The 18,534-nt window shown below is 55.9% G+C and carries 15 protein-coding genes and 3 pseudogenes; 3 read left to right on the top strand and 15 right to left on the bottom strand.

The features are described 5' to 3' along the window. Positions 1–159: 159 nt before the first annotated feature. The 8 genes and pseudogenes from A462_RS21040 to A462_RS35205 all read right to left on the bottom strand — a co-directional run. Positions 160–1,212, bottom strand: coding sequence for a hypothetical protein (locus A462_RS21040; protein WP_008433803.1), 1,053 nt, complete (start codon positions 1,210–1,212; stop codon positions 160–162). Further along, positions 1,212–2,702: a hypothetical protein gene (locus A462_RS21035; RefSeq protein ID WP_008433805.1), complete on the bottom strand. Its 1,491-nt coding sequence runs from the start codon at positions 2,700–2,702 to the stop codon at positions 1,212–1,214. Before A462_RS21035 ends, A462_RS21040 begins: the two co-directional genes overlap by 1 nt. Then, complete coding sequence (locus A462_RS21030; RefSeq protein WP_008433807.1) at positions 2,703–3,509, bottom strand: hypothetical protein; 807 nt, start codon at positions 3,507–3,509, stop codon at positions 2,703–2,705. It abuts the gene before it with no gap. After that, the gene (locus A462_RS21025) at positions 3,509–4,954 is read right to left on the bottom strand and encodes a hypothetical protein (RefSeq protein WP_008433810.1); all 1,446 of its coding nucleotides are present in this window, start codon (positions 4,952–4,954) and stop codon (positions 3,509–3,511) included. The genes A462_RS21030 and A462_RS21025 overlap by 1 nt, the downstream gene beginning before the upstream one ends. Before the next feature lie 541 nt (positions 4,955–5,495). Next, positions 5,496–5,791: pseudogene (locus A462_RS34850) on the bottom strand (type II toxin-antitoxin system HipA family toxin); the annotation flags it as partial. A gap of 14 nt (positions 5,792–5,805) precedes the next feature. Continuing rightward, positions 5,806–6,860, bottom strand: a protein-coding gene (locus A462_RS21020) for an IS3 family transposase (protein WP_085984638.1) whose coding sequence is annotated in 2 segments (ribosomal slippage) — positions 5,806–6,614 and positions 6,614–6,860 — 1,056 coding nt in all. Because the reading frame shifts where the segments join, the coding sequence is not laid out codon by codon here. Positions 6,861–7,559: 699 nt separating this feature from the next. After that, positions 7,560–9,362: a P-loop NTPase fold protein gene (locus tag A462_RS32895; RefSeq protein WP_008433818.1), complete on the bottom strand. Its 1,803-nt coding sequence runs from the start codon at positions 9,360–9,362 to the stop codon at positions 7,560–7,562. 316 nt (positions 9,363–9,678) lie between these two features. Then, a pseudogene (locus A462_RS35205) lies at positions 9,679–9,863 on the bottom strand (IS5/IS1182 family transposase); the annotation flags it as partial. A gap of 101 nt (positions 9,864–9,964) precedes the next feature. Here A462_RS35205 and A462_RS35110 point away from each other — a divergent pair. Then, positions 9,965–10,181 (top strand): annotated as a pseudogene (locus A462_RS35110) (type II toxin-antitoxin system RelE/ParE family toxin); the annotation flags it as partial. A 370-nt stretch (positions 10,182–10,551) separates the two neighbouring features. On the opposite strand, the gene A462_RS21010 reads toward A462_RS35110, so the two are convergent. From A462_RS21010 to A462_RS35210, 4 genes are read right to left on the bottom strand one after another with little or no spacing between them, the layout of a single operon-like run. Beyond that, entirely contained in the window at positions 10,552–10,737 is a 186-nt protein-coding gene (locus A462_RS21010) for a hypothetical protein (RefSeq protein ID WP_003217145.1), read from the bottom strand. 20 nt (positions 10,738–10,757) lie between these two features. After that, a complete protein-coding gene (locus tag A462_RS21005) occupies positions 10,758–12,626 on the bottom strand; it encodes an FUSC family protein (protein WP_008433821.1) in 1,869 nt (622 codons plus the stop codon). Continuing rightward, complete coding sequence (locus tag A462_RS21000) at positions 12,626–13,534, bottom strand: efflux RND transporter periplasmic adaptor subunit (RefSeq protein WP_008433823.1); 909 nt, start codon at positions 13,532–13,534, stop codon at positions 12,626–12,628. Before A462_RS21000 ends, A462_RS21005 begins: the two co-directional genes overlap by 1 nt. Positions 13,535–13,544: 10 nt before the next feature. Further along, entirely contained in the window at positions 13,545–13,733 is a 189-nt protein-coding gene (locus A462_RS35210) for a DUF1656 domain-containing protein (RefSeq protein ID WP_032899212.1), read from the bottom strand. A 127-nt stretch (positions 13,734–13,860) separates the two neighbouring features. On the opposite strand from A462_RS35210, the gene A462_RS20995 reads away from it, so the two are divergent. After that, positions 13,861–14,655, top strand: a complete 795-nt coding sequence (locus tag A462_RS20995; RefSeq protein WP_008433826.1) for an AraC family transcriptional regulator — start codon at positions 13,861–13,863, stop codon at positions 14,653–14,655. Here the strand turns inward: A462_RS20995 and A462_RS20990 are convergent. Then, positions 14,652–15,575: a LysR family transcriptional regulator gene (locus A462_RS20990; protein ID WP_008433827.1), complete on the bottom strand. Its 924-nt coding sequence runs from the start codon at positions 15,573–15,575 to the stop codon at positions 14,652–14,654. The genes A462_RS20995 and A462_RS20990 overlap by 4 nt on opposite strands. A gap of 110 nt (positions 15,576–15,685) precedes the next feature. Between A462_RS20990 and A462_RS20985 the strand changes: the two genes are divergently transcribed. Further along, positions 15,686–15,904, top strand: a complete 219-nt coding sequence (locus A462_RS20985) for a DUF2790 domain-containing protein (RefSeq protein WP_008433828.1) — start codon at positions 15,686–15,688, stop codon at positions 15,902–15,904. On the opposite strand, the gene A462_RS20980 is transcribed toward A462_RS20985, so the two are convergent. Further along, positions 15,901–17,148, bottom strand: coding sequence for an OprD family porin (locus A462_RS20980; RefSeq protein WP_008433829.1), 1,248 nt, complete (start codon positions 17,146–17,148; stop codon positions 15,901–15,903). The two genes, A462_RS20985 and A462_RS20980, sit on opposite strands and share 4 nt — an antisense overlap. Positions 17,149–17,178: 30 nt before the next feature. Continuing rightward, positions 17,179–18,513, bottom strand: a complete 1,335-nt coding sequence (locus A462_RS20975) for an MFS transporter (protein ID WP_008433830.1) — start codon at positions 18,511–18,513, stop codon at positions 17,179–17,181. Positions 18,514–18,534 lie beyond the last annotated feature (21 nt).

The following is an 18,534-nucleotide window of genomic DNA, read 5'->3' on the forward strand; positions in this document are numbered from 1 at the left end:
ATGCTATGGATGGTTTGAAAAGGATGCCCCCAGGTCTAAAACAGGCGGACACCATCGACCTTAATTCTGGCGTTCAGTAGGCGTATCTACCGTTTGCTCAGGTAACGCCTACGTAGATACCTGCGCGGACGCACACCCCCTTACTTCGCCAACACGCCCCTATCGCCTGACTTCAACCTTGTAAAACAAATTCTCAACCATAAGTCGGCGCCGATCAGAGGTAACCGCATCTTGAATCTGGCTCACCAATCGCACGTAGTACTTGCACTCTTTTTGTGTGCCCAAATCGGACACCGGCTTGGCCGCTTGAGAAAAGCTTTCATACGTACGCGTGGTATTGGCCATCAGTTCTGTAATACCTGGCAACGCCATCGCATCCTCCTGACGCGCTGGCGGCCATGCGGGTTCGAATGAGAGATTGTTTTCACTCAGTTTTACCGTGAGAAACATCTCCGCTTTACCGGTGACTTCATTCACCCAACACGGCGGAAGGTCACCTCCCCGGCCCTTATTCAAGCGGTTCTGCAAGAACTGAACCTGGCCTCGTAAGTCTTTATTGGCCTTCTGTAATTCAATTGGACTCGTACCGCTTTTTTCCGCCTGTGCGATGGCAACGGCGTGCTTGATCGCCTCTTGGAGCTGGTCCTTCGTTTGGTCGACGTTTGTCCCGAATGCAGCCGCTAGCATGTCGTCCTGAGCCTTGAGCGCCGCGACGCGTTTCACCACATCCGTAGGCTGTACGTCGCTTTCATCAGCAGGATCGACGACCAGCTTTTTTAGCTGCTCAAACGACATCATCGTTTCTAAAATGAGCTGTTTGGCGTCGGCGCCTTTTTTCTGCCCAGCAACCTCTATCAAGGCCTTTTCGATTGCCGCGAGTGCAGTCAGCTCCTGATCTTTTTGGGTCATGAGTACTTTCAAGCGATCCAGCTCTGCAGTTGCTTTCGATGCGTCCACCAGCTTGCTGATGATCTCATCGGGCTTACGCACGCCTAACGCAGTCATCCGCGCTTTCAGTGCCTCGGCCGCCTTGTTGATCGCATTCTCACGTACATCCAGATCCTGGAAGGCCAACATTTTTTCATTCAACGCCTGATTTTTATGGGTTAACTTAAAAATCTGGTACCCCATCAGCAGCAGCAATATGAAGCAGACGATGATAAAGATCTCGGTAAGCGAGAGCTGAAACACTTGATCATTCTTTCCGCTCATCAGGCGGATCTCGCTTCAGCCAGGCTCTCTGGCTCAACGTAGTGAGTGGATGAGCCCTGCTCTACCGCAGTGAGATCATCAATCTTGTTAATCAGCGCATCCAACTGGCTGTGAGCGGCTTGGACTGAACGATTACTCTCCTCCATCCTCGCTGCAACCCCCTGGTGTTTCTCGTTACTTTCAACCAGAGCCCGAACCAGCGGCGCCAAACTCTGCTCAAGACTCTCCGCCAAAATCTCCCGATTGGTTTGACTGACTTCGCGCACACCTTTCAGAGCATCGGCGATGTCCCTGCCCAGGCGCTCTACAGTATCGGCGCTTTCAATACGGATATTCAAAGCATCCAGCTTATCTGCAATGCGTTCTACCGATTGCTGACGAACCTTGATTTCGTTGAGGTAATCCTCTTGCTGGTCGTCCAGCGAGTCCAGGTACTCTTTCTGTACGCGCTCAACACTCTCCATAACCTCTTTGCTCTGTAGTCTCATCGCATCCACCAGGCGCTCCTGGCTCGTCACAATGGCACCGACGGCTACCAGGTTCTCATCGAGTGTTTGAGTCTTAGCATTCAAGCTACGAATGGCGGTGGTGACTTGACGCGTAGCGGTTTTAACATCTTCTGCCAAGGACGCAACGCCTTCATTCACGCTGTCCGTTGTGCCTGCCAATGTTTCGATTGAACCACCCAGTTTGCGGGTGAACAGGTCATCAGGAAAGATCATTTGCTCCACACGATCACGTGCCATCGTGCCAAAATCCAATGCGTTATCTTCCATCTGCCGTAGCGTAATCGCGCTCTTTTCGGTCAGCTCATTGATCGTGCTCAACAAGTTGTCGCTGGATTGCCGGGTGTTTTCAAGTATCAGAGCAAAGGCTTCATTGCTCTGCTGCGTAGCATTGGCAAAGTAAGCGTCAGTGGCACTGATGTTGTGTTCGTAAAGTGCCTTGACCTGCTCCTTCACACTCTGCGCTGCTTCGCGAGAAGCGACGTCTACCTTGTCCCGGAAGACTTCAAGCTGTTGAAAAGTGTTGTCAAAGGAGATAGCCAGGTTTTCGGCCGCGTGAATCGCACGTTCTTCGACACTTCGGACCGCATCATTAGCGTCGATACGAAACCCTGTGTGAATAATCCGCGCCAGCATACCCAACGCGGTACTAACCATCGCCGCACCGAATCGCGTTGCCATACCATTCAGGTTGTCACCCATGCTCTCAATGTCGAGCAAGCAGATAATGATGCTGGCGACAGTGAACAGGAAGCCCAAGTAGTAAACCGAATCGGCAAACTTAGCTACGGTGAGTTGCTTGTCCCATTTTTCTCGAACGAGATAGCCGACAATCCAATATGCAATCATTACCGCCAGAGGAAAGACCAACCCTAGCCAAAAGGGGTCATTTAACTTCAGGCTGGCGACGGACAAACTGATTTTCAGCAGCACCGCGAGCGCAAAGTAGGTGCTGACGCGCTTGATCGATTTATTGACGTCCACTTATAGCCCCTCGACCCGGGAAAAACCTTCCACAGATACGCCGTTATCTTGAAAGTATTGCTCCCAGAACATGGAGAGCTTGGTGTTCTGTAGGGCTTTCTGATCAGCTGCCAGCAGGTTGATGGCTACACTGCTGCCTTGCAGGCCCGGTGCCACTGCATTTTGCCCATAAGCGGTCTTACGAAAATCCGCGTACGGCGGCAGGTTGGCCTTATACATGCTGAACTCCGGCATGTTCGCCAGCATGTCAGAGTAAATCACCAGCCTGCGCTCGCCCGACACATGCGCGCGCTCAAACCCATTGATGCCAACTAGCTGCAGCATCTGGAAAATGGGGGAGTTCTTGCTACGTTCTTCGAGCGAGATTTTGTGCACGATGTCGTCAAACGGCTTTACGAATTTCTGGTTGAAGTCGCGCTCGACAAATTTCTTGTTGCTCATCTGCTGATTCCTGTCCTTCCACTGACCAGGATTGCAGCGCTCAAATAACGGCTTCTCATTGCTCTTAAAATCTTCACCGAGAAGAAACACGGAGAGCAGGTAGCCTTCGGGGAGTTCCTCATTGACCATCGTTTTAAGCCGTTGGCCTAAAGCGATTTTCTGAGTAAACGGGAAAGGTGAGGTGTTATCAATAAGCACCACGTATTGCCCTTTGGGACCTGTGGACGGGCAAAGCGTCTCCTTATCGAAGGTTTCACGCGTGGCATTGAAATAAAACATCAAGGCAGCCGCAGCTACAGCGACACCACCAACCAGCAACCCGAAAGTTTTACCGGAAAGCCCTTTTTTCTGGGCATAAATTGCCATCATGCTCTCCCTAAAACGATTTGCTGCAGCGGCTGTACTTGATCGTATTTCTGATTAAACGACGATTGAATTCGCGCCCTTATCGTCTCCAGGCTGGCGATCATTTCGTTCATTAAGCGTTCCTGCTCAGCGAGCTTGATCTCATCCTTCTCGGTGCCGAAGTCAGGCATAGTGACCTCAACAAATGTCACCGGCTCGTCGAAATAGGCCGGCGGCGGATTATCGCGAGGGCGGGCCATCTCGTTTTCAATCCGATACTTACGGACCAAGTTAGTGAGCGTTTCGTCGGCCAGTACCATCCGCTCATCCACGACTTTCTTGATGACCGTTTTCTGGCTCATGCTGCGCTTGAAATTCTGGATGGCTGCCGCTGCACGATCAACGTTCTGATCGATCAGGAGTAGGGATTCAAGCTTGCGCTGTTCCAGCACATGCCGCAGCGCCTCAATAGCAAAGACATAGCGGCGTTGAGCGTCTTCGTAAGCCAGGTAAACCCTCGCGTACCCTGGATAACGATCAGTCCAGGTGTAGCCCTTATAGACTGCTGCCACTCCAAAAATGACCGTCAGCGCAAATAAGCCGCATGAGCTGATGTCCTGAAATGGAAGGATCGAATCATGTAAATAAGCACGAATCAACTCGACAGCTGATTGCGATTCATCTTCAAGTTGAGGCAGGACAAAACGGAAATAGGCAGTTCCTAAGCCAACAGTGACCATGCTGAGAACAGCCGCACTGAACGCAAAATAGCCTGCGAACATCCAGGACGGTTTGACATGGTTTTTATAGGCGCTGGCTCTGCCCAGAAAGAAGCATACAAGCACGTTGAGCGCTGACAGCATTAATGCGGTGACAAACCCACCCACATATCCGCTGGCCATACCCTCAGAAAACAAAAAGGCGTTTCCAAAGCCTTCGGCCACCGTCATCGCAAACAGCAAGCCACCGCTCTTCCATTTGGCATCCCCATCAGCAGCATCAGCAGTCCTGTGCTGCAACTTGTTTTGCTCACGAAAGGTTTCGAGCGCATGGGCCTTGTCTTCGGCGGCTTGCTGAAGCTCCGTCAACTCGCCATCCATTTTGGAAATGTCCTGATCGGCGTTTCGCTCAAACTCCTCGCCAAGTGCGATAGTGCGTTTGATGTCGCGGGTCACGTCAATGGAGTCCAAGCGGTTGTCGGCGCTTTTTAGGGATCGCTCACCGTACTTGAGTATCTGTTCACGCATTCCGCCCAATTTGCCCCGAATGCTGTGCTCGACATCTGAAAGCTGCGTCGCAGTACTGGAGGGGACTCCGGCAGCTCCGCGAAGCCGCGCCAGCTCAACGACGCGCAGCTCTTTTTGGATTTTCTCAGGATCAATTTTCGGCAATACATCGCTATCAGGCTCATCCTTCCGACTAAATAGTTGGACAATGAAAGCCAAGAGCTTTCGAAAGAAACTCATTTATAGAACCGCAAAAGGTTAGACATTGGGGGGTATGCAGAGATAGATGAGCACTAGGCTGGCGCCAAATTAGGCGCACAGAAATAGGCAGCGTGTCGCGGCCATCCCTGCGCCGGCATCGAGTGATGGCTAAATAATGCCAATGCGCACAGGTAAGGGCAACAAGTCAGTACAAAATTGTATTATTTTGGACAAATGGTCAGCGCCGCGATTGGCACATTGGGATAGCCACCCTAGCGTGGCTACCCAAAGATGCAGGAACATACTATGTCGCAAGGCGTGTTTGAGGTTCGCTTCCGATCCAACATTCGTGACTTCGGATCAGAGCTGGTGTTAGCCAAGGAATGAAGCGTCAACGGTAGCGGCGACGCTCACTGTGTGTACCAAGGCGATATCCCAACCCAATCAGGTGAGTTTAATGCTCAAATCAATACCAAGCCTTGGTCATCCGGCAACACCCACGTCTTCGGCGGCACAGGACCCTAGGTGCTTGAAGCACACGGCAGCATTGATTATGGGAGTCGCCCGTTCCTCCCGATCTTCAGCGGCGACTGCTGCCCGCATGACCGTGGTGTAACTGAGCTACGTTCTGATCGATGCGGCCTTGGATCGTGCGCAAGGTGTCTCGAGTAATAACCTGTGGGTATAGGTTCTCGGCGATGCTTGCAAGCGGCTCGCCACATCGCAAATGCCGTCAATCATTCTGCCGGCAACGTCCGGGGGCACCTCGGCTTCCTCGGCAAGCCGAAACATTTGCGCGCGAGAAATCGACAGGGCTTCCCCCACCACATCCATCTGGTGATATCCACTCGGCCCGTCGCAGAAGGTCACGTTGAATCGCCCCGGATTCTCTAGACACCTTGCAAGCTCATTGCGTAACGCTTTTCAAACTCTACCGGTGACAGCTGATTGTTGAAACCATGGCGGCGTTTTACGTTGTAGAACATCTCGATGTAATCAAACACATCACTCCGAGCATCTTCCCGCGTGGTGTAGATTTTTCGCTTGATCCGTTCCCGTTTCAGAAGCTGGAAAAAGCTCTCCGCCACGGCGTTGTCATGACAGTTGCCTCGGCGACTCATGCTGGCAATCAAATTGTTTGCCTTCAAAAAGCTGCGCCAATCGGAGCTGCTGTACTGGCTGCCTTGGTCGGAATGAACCATCACCTCTTGCTTCGGTTTACGCCTCCAAACCGCCATCAATAACGCATCAATGGCCAAATCACTGGTCATTTGCGACTTCATTGACCAGCCAATGACCTGACGAAAAAACAGATCCAGCACCACGGCCAAATACAGCCAGCCTTCATACGTACGAATGTAGGTGATGTCGGTGACCCAAACCTTGTTGGGTTCCACAACATCGAGACGCATCAGCCTCGCAACACGATGACGACCACAATCCTCACCGACCTCGCGCAGATCGTCATGAATTTTGCGATAGCCATAAACGCCGCCGCTCTCCAGCCACGAATGCTTGATCAAGCCCAGCAATCGCTGGTCGTCTTTAGCGCGTGCAGATTGCGGTTCAGACAGCCAGGCGTAATAACCGCTGGGATGGACTTTAAGCGTCAGGCAAAGCCGTCGAATCGAATAGTCGCCCGCGCGCTGCTTGATAAATGCGTACTTCAGCCGCACTCCTTGGCAAAGTACGCGGCGGCCTTTTTTAATATGTCTCGCTCTTCAGTGACGCGCTTGAGTTCCGCTGGCAGACGACGCAGTTCAGCATGCTGATCTTCATCCTGCTGCCGTTCTTCTTGAGGTTTGCTGTAGCGCCTTATCCAGGCATAGAGGCTATGCGTCGACACGCCAAGACGGGCCGCTACCTCAGCGACAGGCAGCTTCTTTTCGGTCACTTGATTGACTGCTTGAATTTTAAATTCTTCGGGGTAACGCGGGTTGCTCATAGCACCTCCTAATTGGCTTCAGTTTAAGGCAAAGAGGTGTCTACGAAACCCGGGGCGATTCACCCGATTAGCGTTGCGGCTATGCAGGTGGCCGCACCAAATCTTCAACTGCGCTTAGCATTACTAAACACGTGCTTCTCTGGTTCAAGGTCATCGCGCAATTTCTAAAAGAGGTTTCGTACGAGTGACTCTGCTGCATTACCTAACCTCTTTTTGCTCAATCGAAAAGCCATCGCGCTGGCTGGAACCTGGAAGATATCTGACACTGCATGTTTCACACTTACATACCTGGTAGGCGAAGGGCTCAAGCTCGGGCTTGAGCCCTCCATTGCGGTGGCGAGGGCGGTTGCGAAAGTTCGTATGAGCACGCTTACATCTGTGACCAGTATCCTAATAAATAACCTCCCTGCATCGCTTCATGCTGAGGCTCTCAAGCGGATATCAGGCGCTCCAGAGGTTGGAATGCTCTCCAGCCCTTATGTCACAGCAGGTTTCACCATACACGGCCTCCTATGACAGCGTTCACGGTTGCCGACCGCATGCTTGTCGTTTGGAAGCATCCAGCCGTTAGACATCGGATACCAACGCCAACCGGGTACACTAGACACCGTCAAAAAAGAACGTATTTCCGGGACAGGCCACTAGTGAGAACTGGCTGTAACCGCGGCCTGCCATGGATATTTCAGAGTGTGTATAGGGTTACTTCAGGTCCTCAAGCAGATTGATCAGGCGGGAAAGTGTTTGCCTGCTGAACTCATGGCGAATATATTTCTGGAAGCGACAGTCGATCGACTCTAAGTGAGCTTCAAATGCCACAGAAACGTCGATCCAAAGAGTCAATTCGCCGATCAAGTTTTCTGCGTAGCTTTGCCTGTCAATAAAATGATTGAGTGCGTACCGCTCGAACAGAATGGTTGAAACGTCTTGCAGCGTGGCGTTTTTTGAGGACAGCAGTGCATTGGCTAAGTCTTCGGGGTTGAAAGTTGTAAAGAAATGCTTGTGCGCGTGCTTTTTATGAAGCTCATGCCGGACGTAGGGGATGTCGCCTTCTATCAATGCGTTGTAGAAATCGCGCTCGCGGGTTTGTATTAGCTCGGCGGCTCGGTCTTGCTGTGCACGCTCGTACACGACTTGATTGGCTTGGATCAACTGGCTTTTGATTTTGTTGAACATCTCGCTTTTCAGGTCAAGCCGTGAGCCGTAGTAACTGCTATCCGAAGTGAGGTGAGTTTTCCAGTATTCGGAGTTTTTGTGAGTCTCTGTGTACTCATTTGCAAAATTCGTGATCTGGCTGTTTCTGATGCTTATGATGTTTTTTTCAGCCAGGAAGCAAAGCAGCAGCAGTTTGTCTAGGTAAACGGGAAGTCGTTTTTCATGGTGGTTTGTAATGTCGTCAATGAGCTTTGGGAGCTCTGCGTTGAGCTGTGTATGTTCCAGCCTTTTAAAGTCGCTAAGCGTTTCCCAGTAATCTGGGGTATCGTCAGATGAGTCTCGGAAGTAATTAAGTTCCAATGTGCGCTCATTGAGATTCGCGGTGATATTCCTGAACAAGATGTCTGCCCAAAGCGCACCATCAAAGATGAGGCTGTGTTTAACGAAGTATTTTTTCTCGAGCCAAGACTCCTTGCCCTTGCTGTACAGCGTTTCGGAGCGAAGCTGCTCTTCTTTTAGGTTGCCTGAAAGTTGTTCCAGGCTAAGGGCAAAGTAGCTACGAATAAATATAGGAATAAACTGTGAGTTGTTTAGTATCCTGTTTTCTAAAGTGCGACTCAGAGGTTCGAAGCTCTCGATGGCGGATCGTATGTTTCGAATATTCTGCTGGCCGGAGGTCAGGTATACATCATGAACATGCTGGTGGTGATCGCGGAGTTGACTTGCAGAGGTTTTGCCCAGTAATTCTTGGACGATGGTGTCGCTGTCGTGGGTAATGTCAAATGTCTTGCCAATTACCTTTTCCTTGAAGGTTATATACGTTTCTTTTTCGGTCAGTTTTTCTTCGTTGGCAATGACGATCGTTTTAATCTTTGAAATTTCAACAGCATGGCTGATATAGCCAAGAATATCCTCGAGTGGTATGCGTGTTCGTTCAAGGTCATCCAGTATCAGGCAGATGTCATTGTCGTTTTTGAAAAGAAATTCCTGAAGACTGAAGCCATTCGCGCTGATCTTGAATTCGGTTTCTCGGTCGCCGTCTCCGAAAATATCAACTTTCAGAGTGGAGCTAAGTGCGCCTTTGACTGTTGCAGTCAATAGCCTGGCGGCTTTCGAACCGAGCACTGGATGAAGCTCCTGAAAGATGGATTCTTCAATGTCCGAGACTTTTGAAAGGCCAAAAAGGCTGACTTTTACGAGTGTGCGACCCTTGCCGGAACGATGTTCAATGTACTGGTTGATAAAGTGTGTTTTCCCACAACCCCACCTCCCTCTCAGTAGTACAGCGTAGTCGGGCTCCGAACGTTTCAGGTAAAGGTCCAGGTTTTGGGTGACGTGTCCGTTTGTCATACTCTCAACTTACAGATGTGATGATTTTTTTGGGGGGGGGACAGCCTCAATGGCGTCGCAATTTAGTGTCCTGTCTAGGAAATACGTTCTCTCTTGGCTAGTGGCTTGGGTGTTCGGCCAGGGCGACACGACGAGTCATAGCAGGGCTATGGCGAGAAGTGGCGACGCTGGCCGGGCCCCCAAGAGGCCAACAAAATTGAACAGCTTATTTCCGAGACAGGATACTAGAAACTACAGGCCGATACATGAATGCATCAAGTGATGCGAGACGAGCCTGCCCTGTTTCGCTGGTTGATAGAGGTTTACAGACTGATGTCTAGGCTCTGTACGAAAAGTAATGTCGTAAACACCGCATAGCACAGCCAGCGAAACCATCGCCCCGTAACTTTTCGCGAGCTTGTCTAAGCACGTTACGATGCGGCGGTTCTCCTTTAGCCGGCCAAACATACGTTCGATGTTATTGCGCTGCCGGTACTTGGGACGGCCAAACAGCCTCGGCACCAGAAGAGACTCGGGTTGCTCTTACGGCAGTGGAATCAGTCATCCAGGTTTCCAGATCGTATAACCCTTGCCCGTTGAGCTTGCTGTGAAGGCGCTTAAGCATCGGCAGCCACGACCGTGATGACCTCAAACCTCGTCTTCGCAGCTATCACCTCATCTATTCACGTCAGCAAGCGAGCCCCCCCTGGAATGGTCAAAAGCCCACGCCATATCGTGTTTTATCGCGTGGCAAGCGACGACGTGATTGAGGTCATCAGACTCCTTCATGACGCAATGGACGTGCATCGGCACTTGCCAAACGACTGGCCAGCGACCTAGCCAAAACGCTAACTGACCAGCGAAAGCAAAGGTAATACGCCTCCTCGCCTACGGTATCGACACATACCCATGCCCTTTTCTGAACGGCTAAGGATTTGCCAGATACGGGTTGTCTCTAGCATGAGGAGGCTCGCTGAATACCAGCCACCCCCCCCAAAAAAATCGCCATCCGCGATCGCTCGTCTAAGGCGCGCGAGTGGGGACAAAACTGGGGGCACATTTGAATTTTCTGCGCTTGAAAACACGGTGCTAGAGCCAAGTCAAAATGTTCTTCGGCGACCCGGACAGCCTATAAAGCAACAGCACCGCCGGGCATCACACCGAACTCGTCACTTCGCTCCGAATAGATTGCAATCGACCGGGAACCGGCTCATCGCTGGCGATCGGCCTTGGGCCTTGAATCACGGCCAGGCGCCCGATGCTCAGCGAGCTTTTTTTGCTCTTGTTTGAATTGCTGTTGCCAGCGGGCCAGCGCCTCAGCCCCGTCCGATGCCTGCACCGCCATTGGCACAGACACGATCATCCCGAAAAGCGTCCAGATAAGGAGTTGCTTCATTTCATCTCACCTTCGTTGTTTTAGCTGAAACTGGTTCGGATATCGGCACGCTGGTATTGGTCGAGCAACCCCGCCAAATCCCGGTAACAAGCAGCCAGGTCGAGGGCACCAAGGCGGAACAGTGATCTCGACGTACGCCGGGCCTGGGCCGCGCTGATCGCTGAATCGAAGGCATATCTGGCAATACGCCGATCGCCCGCTTGCACACACCTGGCGATTGACGAATCAGGCTTCAGGTCGCGTGTCTTGCGGTGCAGCAACCTTAACTGTCGACCCAGTTGAAGCGAGACGGCACCGGCCTCATCGGCGCCCGACAGCGCTTGCAGGGCAACCATCCGGTGCTGTTGCGTGGCCTGCCACTTCAGAAGATCCATGCGGTGCCCGTGACGCAGTAACCGTCGCGTGTCTTTGTGCAGCGCGGTCCTCAGGACGTCGGCGTGGCTGGCGGGTTTCCCCGGCAGCAACTGGAAGGCCAGCAGGCAGATAGCGAGCGTCACCATCCAGGCCAGGGCTTGATTCACGAAGTCAGCGAAGTCGTATTGGGCGGTCCCGGCGGTGCCGACCAGGGTGTTGAACGTAATCAGGTAGGCGACGCCTTGCAGGGCATGGCGCGGCCGGGTCGTGGCATGAATCCCGACCGCCCAGAACGCAACCAGCACCACCGTGAGCAACCCGAACCCGCTGATGTGCGGCAACAGCAGGAACTTGCACCCCGCCGCTGCCAGGATTGCGTAGAAGGTTCCCCTGGCAAGGCTCGCAATGCCTTGCTCGGGCGCCGCGCTGGTGGCCAGCAAGGTGCAGAACGGACCCAGTACGGCCAGCAAGGTTGGCCCCTGGTCCCAGCCTGTGAGGTACCAGACAGCACCGGTCGCCAGCGTGGCCAGCAACGCTCGCACACCGTTACGCAGTGCAGCGCCGTAGTGTCGGTGAAACCCCACGGCGCGGGCCGGCGGCAGGGGCGCGCGCTCAAGGCAGGCAAAACTCGACAAGGCGCTGGCCAGTTCGGCCAATGGTTCATTCAGACGCCGCTGGCTAGCGCTTGGTTCAAGGCTGGCTTGCAGCTTCCGGACACGATCGGCCGCCACGCAAAACCCGGGCATGGCTTCAGCCAGCTGGCGCAACTGCGCGCCGATTCCAGCGTGCGAAGGTATCGCGCATTCGTCGAGCACCACGGCATGCAGATACGCAAGTCCTGCCTGCAGGGTCGCCAGCCTGGCGCGGATCAGCACCGACTCGCCCCGACCAATCCCGAGAAGGTCGTCCACTTTGCTGATATCGATGGCCAGCGGGTCCTGCGCACGCGCCGGCCCGCCGTCAAACCGCACGGCCAATAACCGCAGGGTGCGCGACGAGACGTCGCGAAGTGCCATGGTCAGTGTGCGCTCGACGGTCTTGCGGCTGAATAATGTGGCCACCAGGCACAGGCTCAACACCCCCAGAACAACGGCCGTGCCCCGCCCGACGATATGTTCGAAACCTTGCTGTGGCGCGACGATGGCGGGCCCCAGGGCCAGGCACACGGTGTAGCCGGCGACCACCGCCGCCGTGGCCTGGTAGTGCCGAAACACGGTCATGGCGCCGACACAAAGGCCCAGCCATATCCCGATCCCGAGGATAAACAGCAGCATTTGCTGGGCGAACAGGCTGGTCAGGACCAATGCCACAGCCAACCCCACCAGGGTGCCCAGTGCCCGGTGGAAGCCCTTGCCAACCACTGCCCCCTGCAGCGGATGGATCAGCAACAACACGGTTGAGGCGGCCGAGAACGGCGAATCCAGGTGTAATTGGAACCCCAGCCACAGGGCCAATGAGGCCGCCAAAAGACTACGCAGCACATAGCCCGAGGTAGCAGCTTCCCATGCCCCCAGCATGCGCAGTGCACGGAGCATCACATGAACGCCTGAAGCCATTGCACCAGCCTCCAGCGCGGCGCCGTGCCCTCCTCGGCAACGTCGATGCTGGCGGTCATCCCCGCCGCCAACTCCACACCGGGCGGCACCTTGTCCAGTTCAATCCGCACGGGCACGCGCTGGGCCAGGCGTATCCAGCTGAACGTAGGCGCCACCTGGGGCAAACCACTGTTACTGCGCAGCTCGTTACCGTCGGCAATGCCCCGACCAATGCTCGCCACATGCCCTTCGAGCAGCGGTGAAAAACCCATCAGCTTGATGGACGTCACAGCCCCCACCCGAACACCGGCCAGCTTGGTCTCCTCGAAGTAACCGGTGACCCAGAAGCTATGGCTATCGACCACAAAGATATTGGTCTCGCCCGCTGCCGCGTAGTCACCCGGCTGCAGCCGCAACTGGGTCACATAGCCGTCGACCGGCGAACGAATCGTCGTGCGGTCCAGATCCAGCCGCGCATGGGCCAGTTGGCTGCGGGCCGCATCCAGGCGCGCCCTGGCCACCGCCAGGTCCCGGGCTGCGTTGTCGGTTTCCTCCCGCGCAATCGCATCGCCGAGCTGGTTGCGGCGTTTGAGCTGTGCACTGCGCTGCTCGAAGACACTGCGCGCCTCGGCAAGCTCGGCCGTGCGCTGTTGCTGGGCAAGCAAGTAGCTGCTGCGATCGATCTGGTAGAGCAACGCGCCCTTGGCGACCCATTGGTTGTCGCCCACCAGCAGGTGTTCGACCTGGCCGGACACCTCGGGGGCAATACGGATGACTTGCGCGCTGACACGCCCGTCCCGCGTCCAGGGGGCCAACTCATAGGCGCGCCACAGTTGCGTGCAGAACAGCAATGCGGCCAGCCCGAGCACCAGGGTGACGAGGGTCTTGAGGATGTGTTTGATGATCATCGCGCTGCCCTCAAAAGCTCAGAACCAAGGTCGAGAGCACGATCAGCGACACAAAGAAACGCGCCAGGCTGGGGTGCCAGGCCCAATCCAGCCAGCGCCGCAGGGCCCGCTCCAGTAGCCCGTACACCAGGGCTGCAACGCCGACGTAGAGCAAGAACGGAGGAATGTAGAGGTGGGCAATCGTGATTTCGCTGAGCATCGGTTGAATCTCGCAGTCGGCAATCACCTTGATCGCCTTGATGAAGATGGTAGGGACTGCAAGGTCGTGCCGATATTGAGTATGCTGCCAGGATATAATCAATTTCAGACAATCGAGGCGGTGCAACATGGGCGAGATGAAGCTCCAGGGCGTTGATCAATTCGAACTGGACAGTTTTGATCAGCCCGCCGTCGCGTTGATGCTCGGCAGCCAGCGCAACGACACCGAATTCCCCGTGCACAGCCACCGCAAAGGCCAACTGGTGGTGGCATATCACGGCGGTATCGTGTGTACCGTAGAGGATGGCGTGTGGATGGTGCCGTCGGGCTTCGGCGTGTGGATTCCGGGCGGTATCGCCCACAGCAACCGGGTGACCGCCAACGGCAGGATCGGCTATCTGTTTGTCGAGCCCGGCGCCGCCGCGCTACCGGAGAAATGCTGCACGCTGGTGCTTTCGCCGCTGGTCCTGGCGTTGATCCTGCACCTGAGCGCCCAGCCCCAGGATTATCCGCCTGCCTCTGCCAATTCGCGCGTGGCGAGCGTGCTCCTTGAACAACTGGAACTGGCTCCTTCGGAGCAGTTGTACCTGCCGCTCCCCGCTGCTACGCAGTTGCGCTTCATCGCCCGCGGCCTGGCCCAGGCCCCGTCAAACCGTTGCACCATGGCCCAGTGGGCACGCCAGGTGGCCATGAGCGAGCGCTCCCTGGCCCGCCTGGTCAAGAGCGAAACAGGCCTGACTTTTGGCCAATGGCGCAAACAATGGCAAATCATCGTGGCCTTGCAGAGCCTGGCCGAGGGCGAATCGGTGCAACGGACCGCCGAGGCGCTGGGGTATGAGTCGGTCAGTTCGTTCATCAGCATGTTTCGCAAGACGCTGGGCTCGTCGCCGGCGCGTTATATCCGTCGTACTGCAACGCGCTAGCCTCGGGGAGCCTCAATCACGTTCACCTGCTCCGCCAGCAACACCGGCAATTGCACCTGCAAAAACGCGACCCACGTGCGCACCTTGGCATCCAAAAAACGCCTCGACGGATACACCGCGAAAATGCTGCGCTCCCTTAGCCGATAGTCGGGCAACAGCCGTACCAGCGAACCTTCCCGCAGTGCCGCGCTTGCACTGAAAAACGGCAACAGACTGATGCCCATGCCTTCCTGCGTCGCCTTGACCATCGCATCCGCGACATTGGTCCTGAAGGTGTCACCTGGCGAAATCGCAATCTCGCCCTCTTGCCCCTTGAACAACCACGCATCCTCCTGGAAATCCTGCAGATGCAACCGTCGATGCTGCATCAACTGCTGCGGATGCTCGGGCACGCCGTACCGGGCCAGATACCCCGGTGCCGCACAGGGCACACTGAACAACTGCCCGATCGTCTGGCTGACCAGCGCCGAATCCGGCAACGAATGGGCGATGGAGATCACCACGTCGTGACCCTCTTCAAGCGGGTCCGGGTTGTGCTGGGACAGGGTCAACTCGATGGACATGTCCGGGTATTGCTCGCTGTAGCGGGCAATCAGCGGCGTGATCAGCACCCCCAACCCGCTCATGCAATGCACCCGCAATCGCCCGCGCGGGTTGAGGTGCGCGCCGCTGGCTTCTGCCGTGGCCTCCCTGACGTCTTCAAGAATGTCGCGACAGCGCAACAGAAAGCGCTCGCCCGAATCGGTAAGGCCCAGGCGTCGGGTGGTGCGTTGCAACAGGCGGGTCTGCAGGTGTTTTTCCAGCTCGCAGATCAACCGTGATACGTGTGCCCCGGACAGGTCCAGCGCCTCGGCCGCTGCGGCAAAGCTGCCAGTGTCGACAACCCGGGCAAACACCCGCATGCCATTGAGCAAATCCATCAACATTGCCCCTCGATTGCTACGTGATACGTACGAGTCATTCACCTGTTCCTGTCTTTATCCCGCTGCGGCAATCACTAAAATGAACCCTACTCACAGAGGAACTCATCATGAATATCAAATGGCTCAGCCTGCTCCTGTTTTTCACCGCCGCCGGCGCCATGGCGGCCGGCAGCAATGAAGCGCTGGATATCCAACACGTTGTTTCAATCACGCCCGTGCCGGGCAGTTGCCAGGTAGAACCGGCGACCATGGTGTATCTCGACAGCCAGGGCGTCAGCCACACCCTCAACTACCAGGTCATGGGCACGTGCCAGGGCGGGGTTTAAAGCAGCTTCCAGGTGTAACTGAGGATCAGCCGGTTCTCGTCGATGTCGCTGCGGTAGTTTGAACGAGCCATGACGTTACGCACTCGGATGCCCAGGCCGCTCAATGTGCCGCTTTGCACCACATAGCCGATATCCAGGTCGCGCTCGCGATCCTTGCCTTCATAACCCGCGCCGGTGGTCACGTTGTTACCGGTGATATAACGCACGGTGGTGGTCAGCCCCGGAATGCCCAGCGCCACGAAGTCATAGTCGTACCGCACTTGCCAGGAGCGCTCGTCGGTGTAGGCAAACTCGTAGGTGGGTACTTCGTTGCCCAGCGGCGTGATGTTGGCGAAGACCCGCGGGAAGGCACTGTCGCCATACATGGCTTGATAACCGACGTAGAAGATATGGCCGCCATGCTTGGCCGACAGCAGCGAGAAAAACGCCTGGTTGTCGATCTTGCCGAGCAGTTTGTCGCCGTCTTCCCGGGCATCGTAGTAGCCGAGGTTGGCGCCGAGCGTCCACTCACCCATTGGCTGGCTGTGCTTGAGGCCGACAAAGTCCTGGCGGTAGATGTCCTTGAGTTGGCCATGCCAGTAGCTGACGCTGGTGCGGTTGGTGTTGAAGGCGTAGTCGCCGCCGACGTAGTTGAACCCATCACCTTCAGCGCCGCGTTGCGGCACATGGCCGAGCATGGCGATCATTTTCTCGTCGCCGGCTTCGTTGCGCAGGCTGGTGGTGGTCAAGTGCCCGGCCTGCAGCGCAAGGCCGGCGATTTCGCCGGAGCTGACACTCACGCCCTGATAGCTCGGCGGCAGCAAACGGATATCGCTGAAGGCCAGCACCGGCAGGTTCGGTTGCAGTTCGCCGACCTTCAATTCGGTCCTGGAAAACCTGGCTTTGAAGGTCAGGCCCAAACGGCTGTAATCATGCGGGGCGCTGCCGTCGCCCTTGACCGGGAGCAGGCCGGTATTGGTGCGGTCCGGGCTGCTGTCGAGCTTGAGGCCGAGGGTGCCCAGGGCATCCAGGCCAAAGCCCACGGGCCCCGGGGTGTAGCCGGATTTATAGGTCAGGATAAAACCCTGGCCCCACTCCTCTGCCTTTGATTGCTTGTTGGCGCCGACGATGTCCGAGAAATCGCGGCTGAAGTAATAGTTGCGCGCCTGCAAGGTGGCGGTGGAGTCCTCGAAAAACCCGCCCTCGGCCGCCGTCGCCGCAAGGGGCACGCCCAACAGGGATAGCCAGATACGTTGTGTGTTCATGTCGTTGCTCTTAGTTATTGTTATCGACAGTTACTGCGCCGGGGCGGCGATCACCTCCTGCCGGCCCCGACGCTCATTCAGCGCATACGCCGTCATCGCCAGCACGGCGATGGCCCCGGGGATGGCAAAGGCCATGAAGTTCAGGTGCAGCGGCAGTTCAATCCCCATCAGCGCGCCGCCCAGCAGCGGGCCGACGATGGCGCCGGTACGACCGATACCGGAAGCCCAGCCCAGGCCGGTGGCTCGAATGTTCAAGCCATAGAGTTGTGCGGCGCCGGCGTACAGCAGGATTTGCGTGCCGATGGTGGTGGCGCCGGCAAAAAAGATCAGCAGGTACAGGACCGGCATCGGGCTCTTGATACCCAGCAGGCTGATGGAGAGCAGCGCGGCGATAAAGAAACCGATCACCACCTTCACCAGGTTAAGCCGGTCACACAGCCAGCCACCGACAAGCGCCCCGGCGATGCCGCCAAAATTCAGCGCCAGCAGGAACGACAGGCTCGATCCCAGGCTGTAACCGGCACCCGCCATCAGTTTGGGCAGCCAGGAACTCAGGGCGTAGACCATCAACAGGCAGCAGAAAAACGCGACCCAGATCGCCGCCGTCCTCAAGGCCAGGCCGTGTCGGAACAACTCCAGCACCGAAGCGCCCTTGCCTTTACCGGCGCTGACGAGCAGTTGGTCTTGCGGGTCGATCCGGGTCTGCGGCGACAGGCGCTTGAGCAGCTCACGCGCCTGTTCCTTGCGGCCCTGGCGAATCAGGAACCCGATGGACTCAGGCAGCCAGTACACAATCAACGGCATCAGCAGCAGCGGGATCGCCGCGGCGAAGAACATGGACGACCAGCCAAAACGCGGCAGCATGAAAATCCCCACGCCGGCCGACAGCATGCCGCCCAGCGAGTACCCGCCAAACATCACCGCCATCAGGATGCTGCGCATTTTCTTCGGTGCGTATTCGGTAATCAGTGCGGCCGCATTGGGCATCAGGCCGCCACAGCCGAGCCCGGCAATAAACCGGCAGATTCCGAACTCAGTCGGGTTGCTGGCAAAACCGTTAATCACCGTGGCGACGCTGAACAAGGCAAAGCAGATGGCGATGCCTTTGCGGCGACCGAACTTGTCGGCCAGGCTGCCGAAGACCAGCGCGCCGAACATCATCCCGAACAGCGCATAACTGCCCAGAGCGCCGGCCTGCAGGGGCGATAGTCCCCATTCCTTCATGATCGACGGCAAGACCACGCCGTAGATGAACAAGTCATAACCGTCAAAGATCAACAGCACAGCACACAGGCTGACCACCAGCCAGTGGAAACGATTGAAATGGGCATTATCGATAATCGAATTGACGTCATGGGTACGCATGGCAGTGCTCTCATTATTGTT

The organism is Pseudomonas sp. Ag1 (assembly GCF_000278565.1).
Lineage (GTDB): Bacteria > Pseudomonadota > Gammaproteobacteria > Pseudomonadales > Pseudomonadaceae > Aquipseudomonas.

Excerpts from the sequence above, each read along its gene's own strand:
- A462_RS21040 (WP_008433803.1), bottom strand. The coding sequence starts at position 1,212 with ATGAGCGGAAAGAATGATCAAGTGTTTCAGCTCTCGCTTACCGAGATC.
- A462_RS20990 (WP_008433827.1), bottom strand. The coding sequence starts at position 15,575 with ATGGATTTGCTCAATGGCATGCGGGTGTTTGCCCGGGTTGTCGACACT.
- A462_RS20980 (WP_008433829.1), bottom strand. The coding sequence starts at position 17,148 with ATGAACACACAACGTATCTGGCTATCCCTGTTGGGCGTGCCCCTTGCG.
- A462_RS21005 (WP_008433821.1), bottom strand. The coding sequence starts at position 12,626 with ATGCTCCGTGCACTGCGCATGCTGGGGGCATGGGAAGCTGCTACCTCG.
- A462_RS35210 (WP_032899212.1), bottom strand. The coding sequence starts at position 13,733 with ATGCTCAGCGAAATCACGATTGCCCACCTCTACATTCCTCCGTTCTTG.
- A462_RS21010 (WP_003217145.1), bottom strand. The coding sequence starts at position 10,737 with ATGAAGCAACTCCTTATCTGGACGCTTTTCGGGATGATCGTGTCTGTG.
- A462_RS21030 (WP_008433807.1), bottom strand. The coding sequence starts at position 3,509 with ATGGCAATTTATGCCCAGAAAAAAGGGCTTTCCGGTAAAACTTTCGGG.
- A462_RS21000 (WP_008433823.1), bottom strand. The coding sequence starts at position 13,534 with ATGATCATCAAACACATCCTCAAGACCCTCGTCACCCTGGTGCTCGGG.
- A462_RS21025 (WP_008433810.1), bottom strand. The coding sequence starts at position 4,954 with ATGAGTTTCTTTCGAAAGCTCTTGGCTTTCATTGTCCAACTATTTAGT.
- A462_RS20995 (WP_008433826.1), top strand. The coding sequence starts at position 13,861 with ATGGGCGAGATGAAGCTCCAGGGCGTTGATCAATTCGAACTGGACAGT.
- A462_RS32895 (WP_008433818.1), bottom strand. The coding sequence starts at position 9,362 with ATGACAAACGGACACGTCACCCAAAACCTGGACCTTTACCTGAAACGT.
- A462_RS20985 (WP_008433828.1), top strand. The coding sequence starts at position 15,686 with ATGAATATCAAATGGCTCAGCCTGCTCCTGTTTTTCACCGCCGCCGGC.
- A462_RS20975 (WP_008433830.1), bottom strand. The coding sequence starts at position 18,513 with ATGCGTACCCATGACGTCAATTCGATTATCGATAATGCCCATTTCAAT.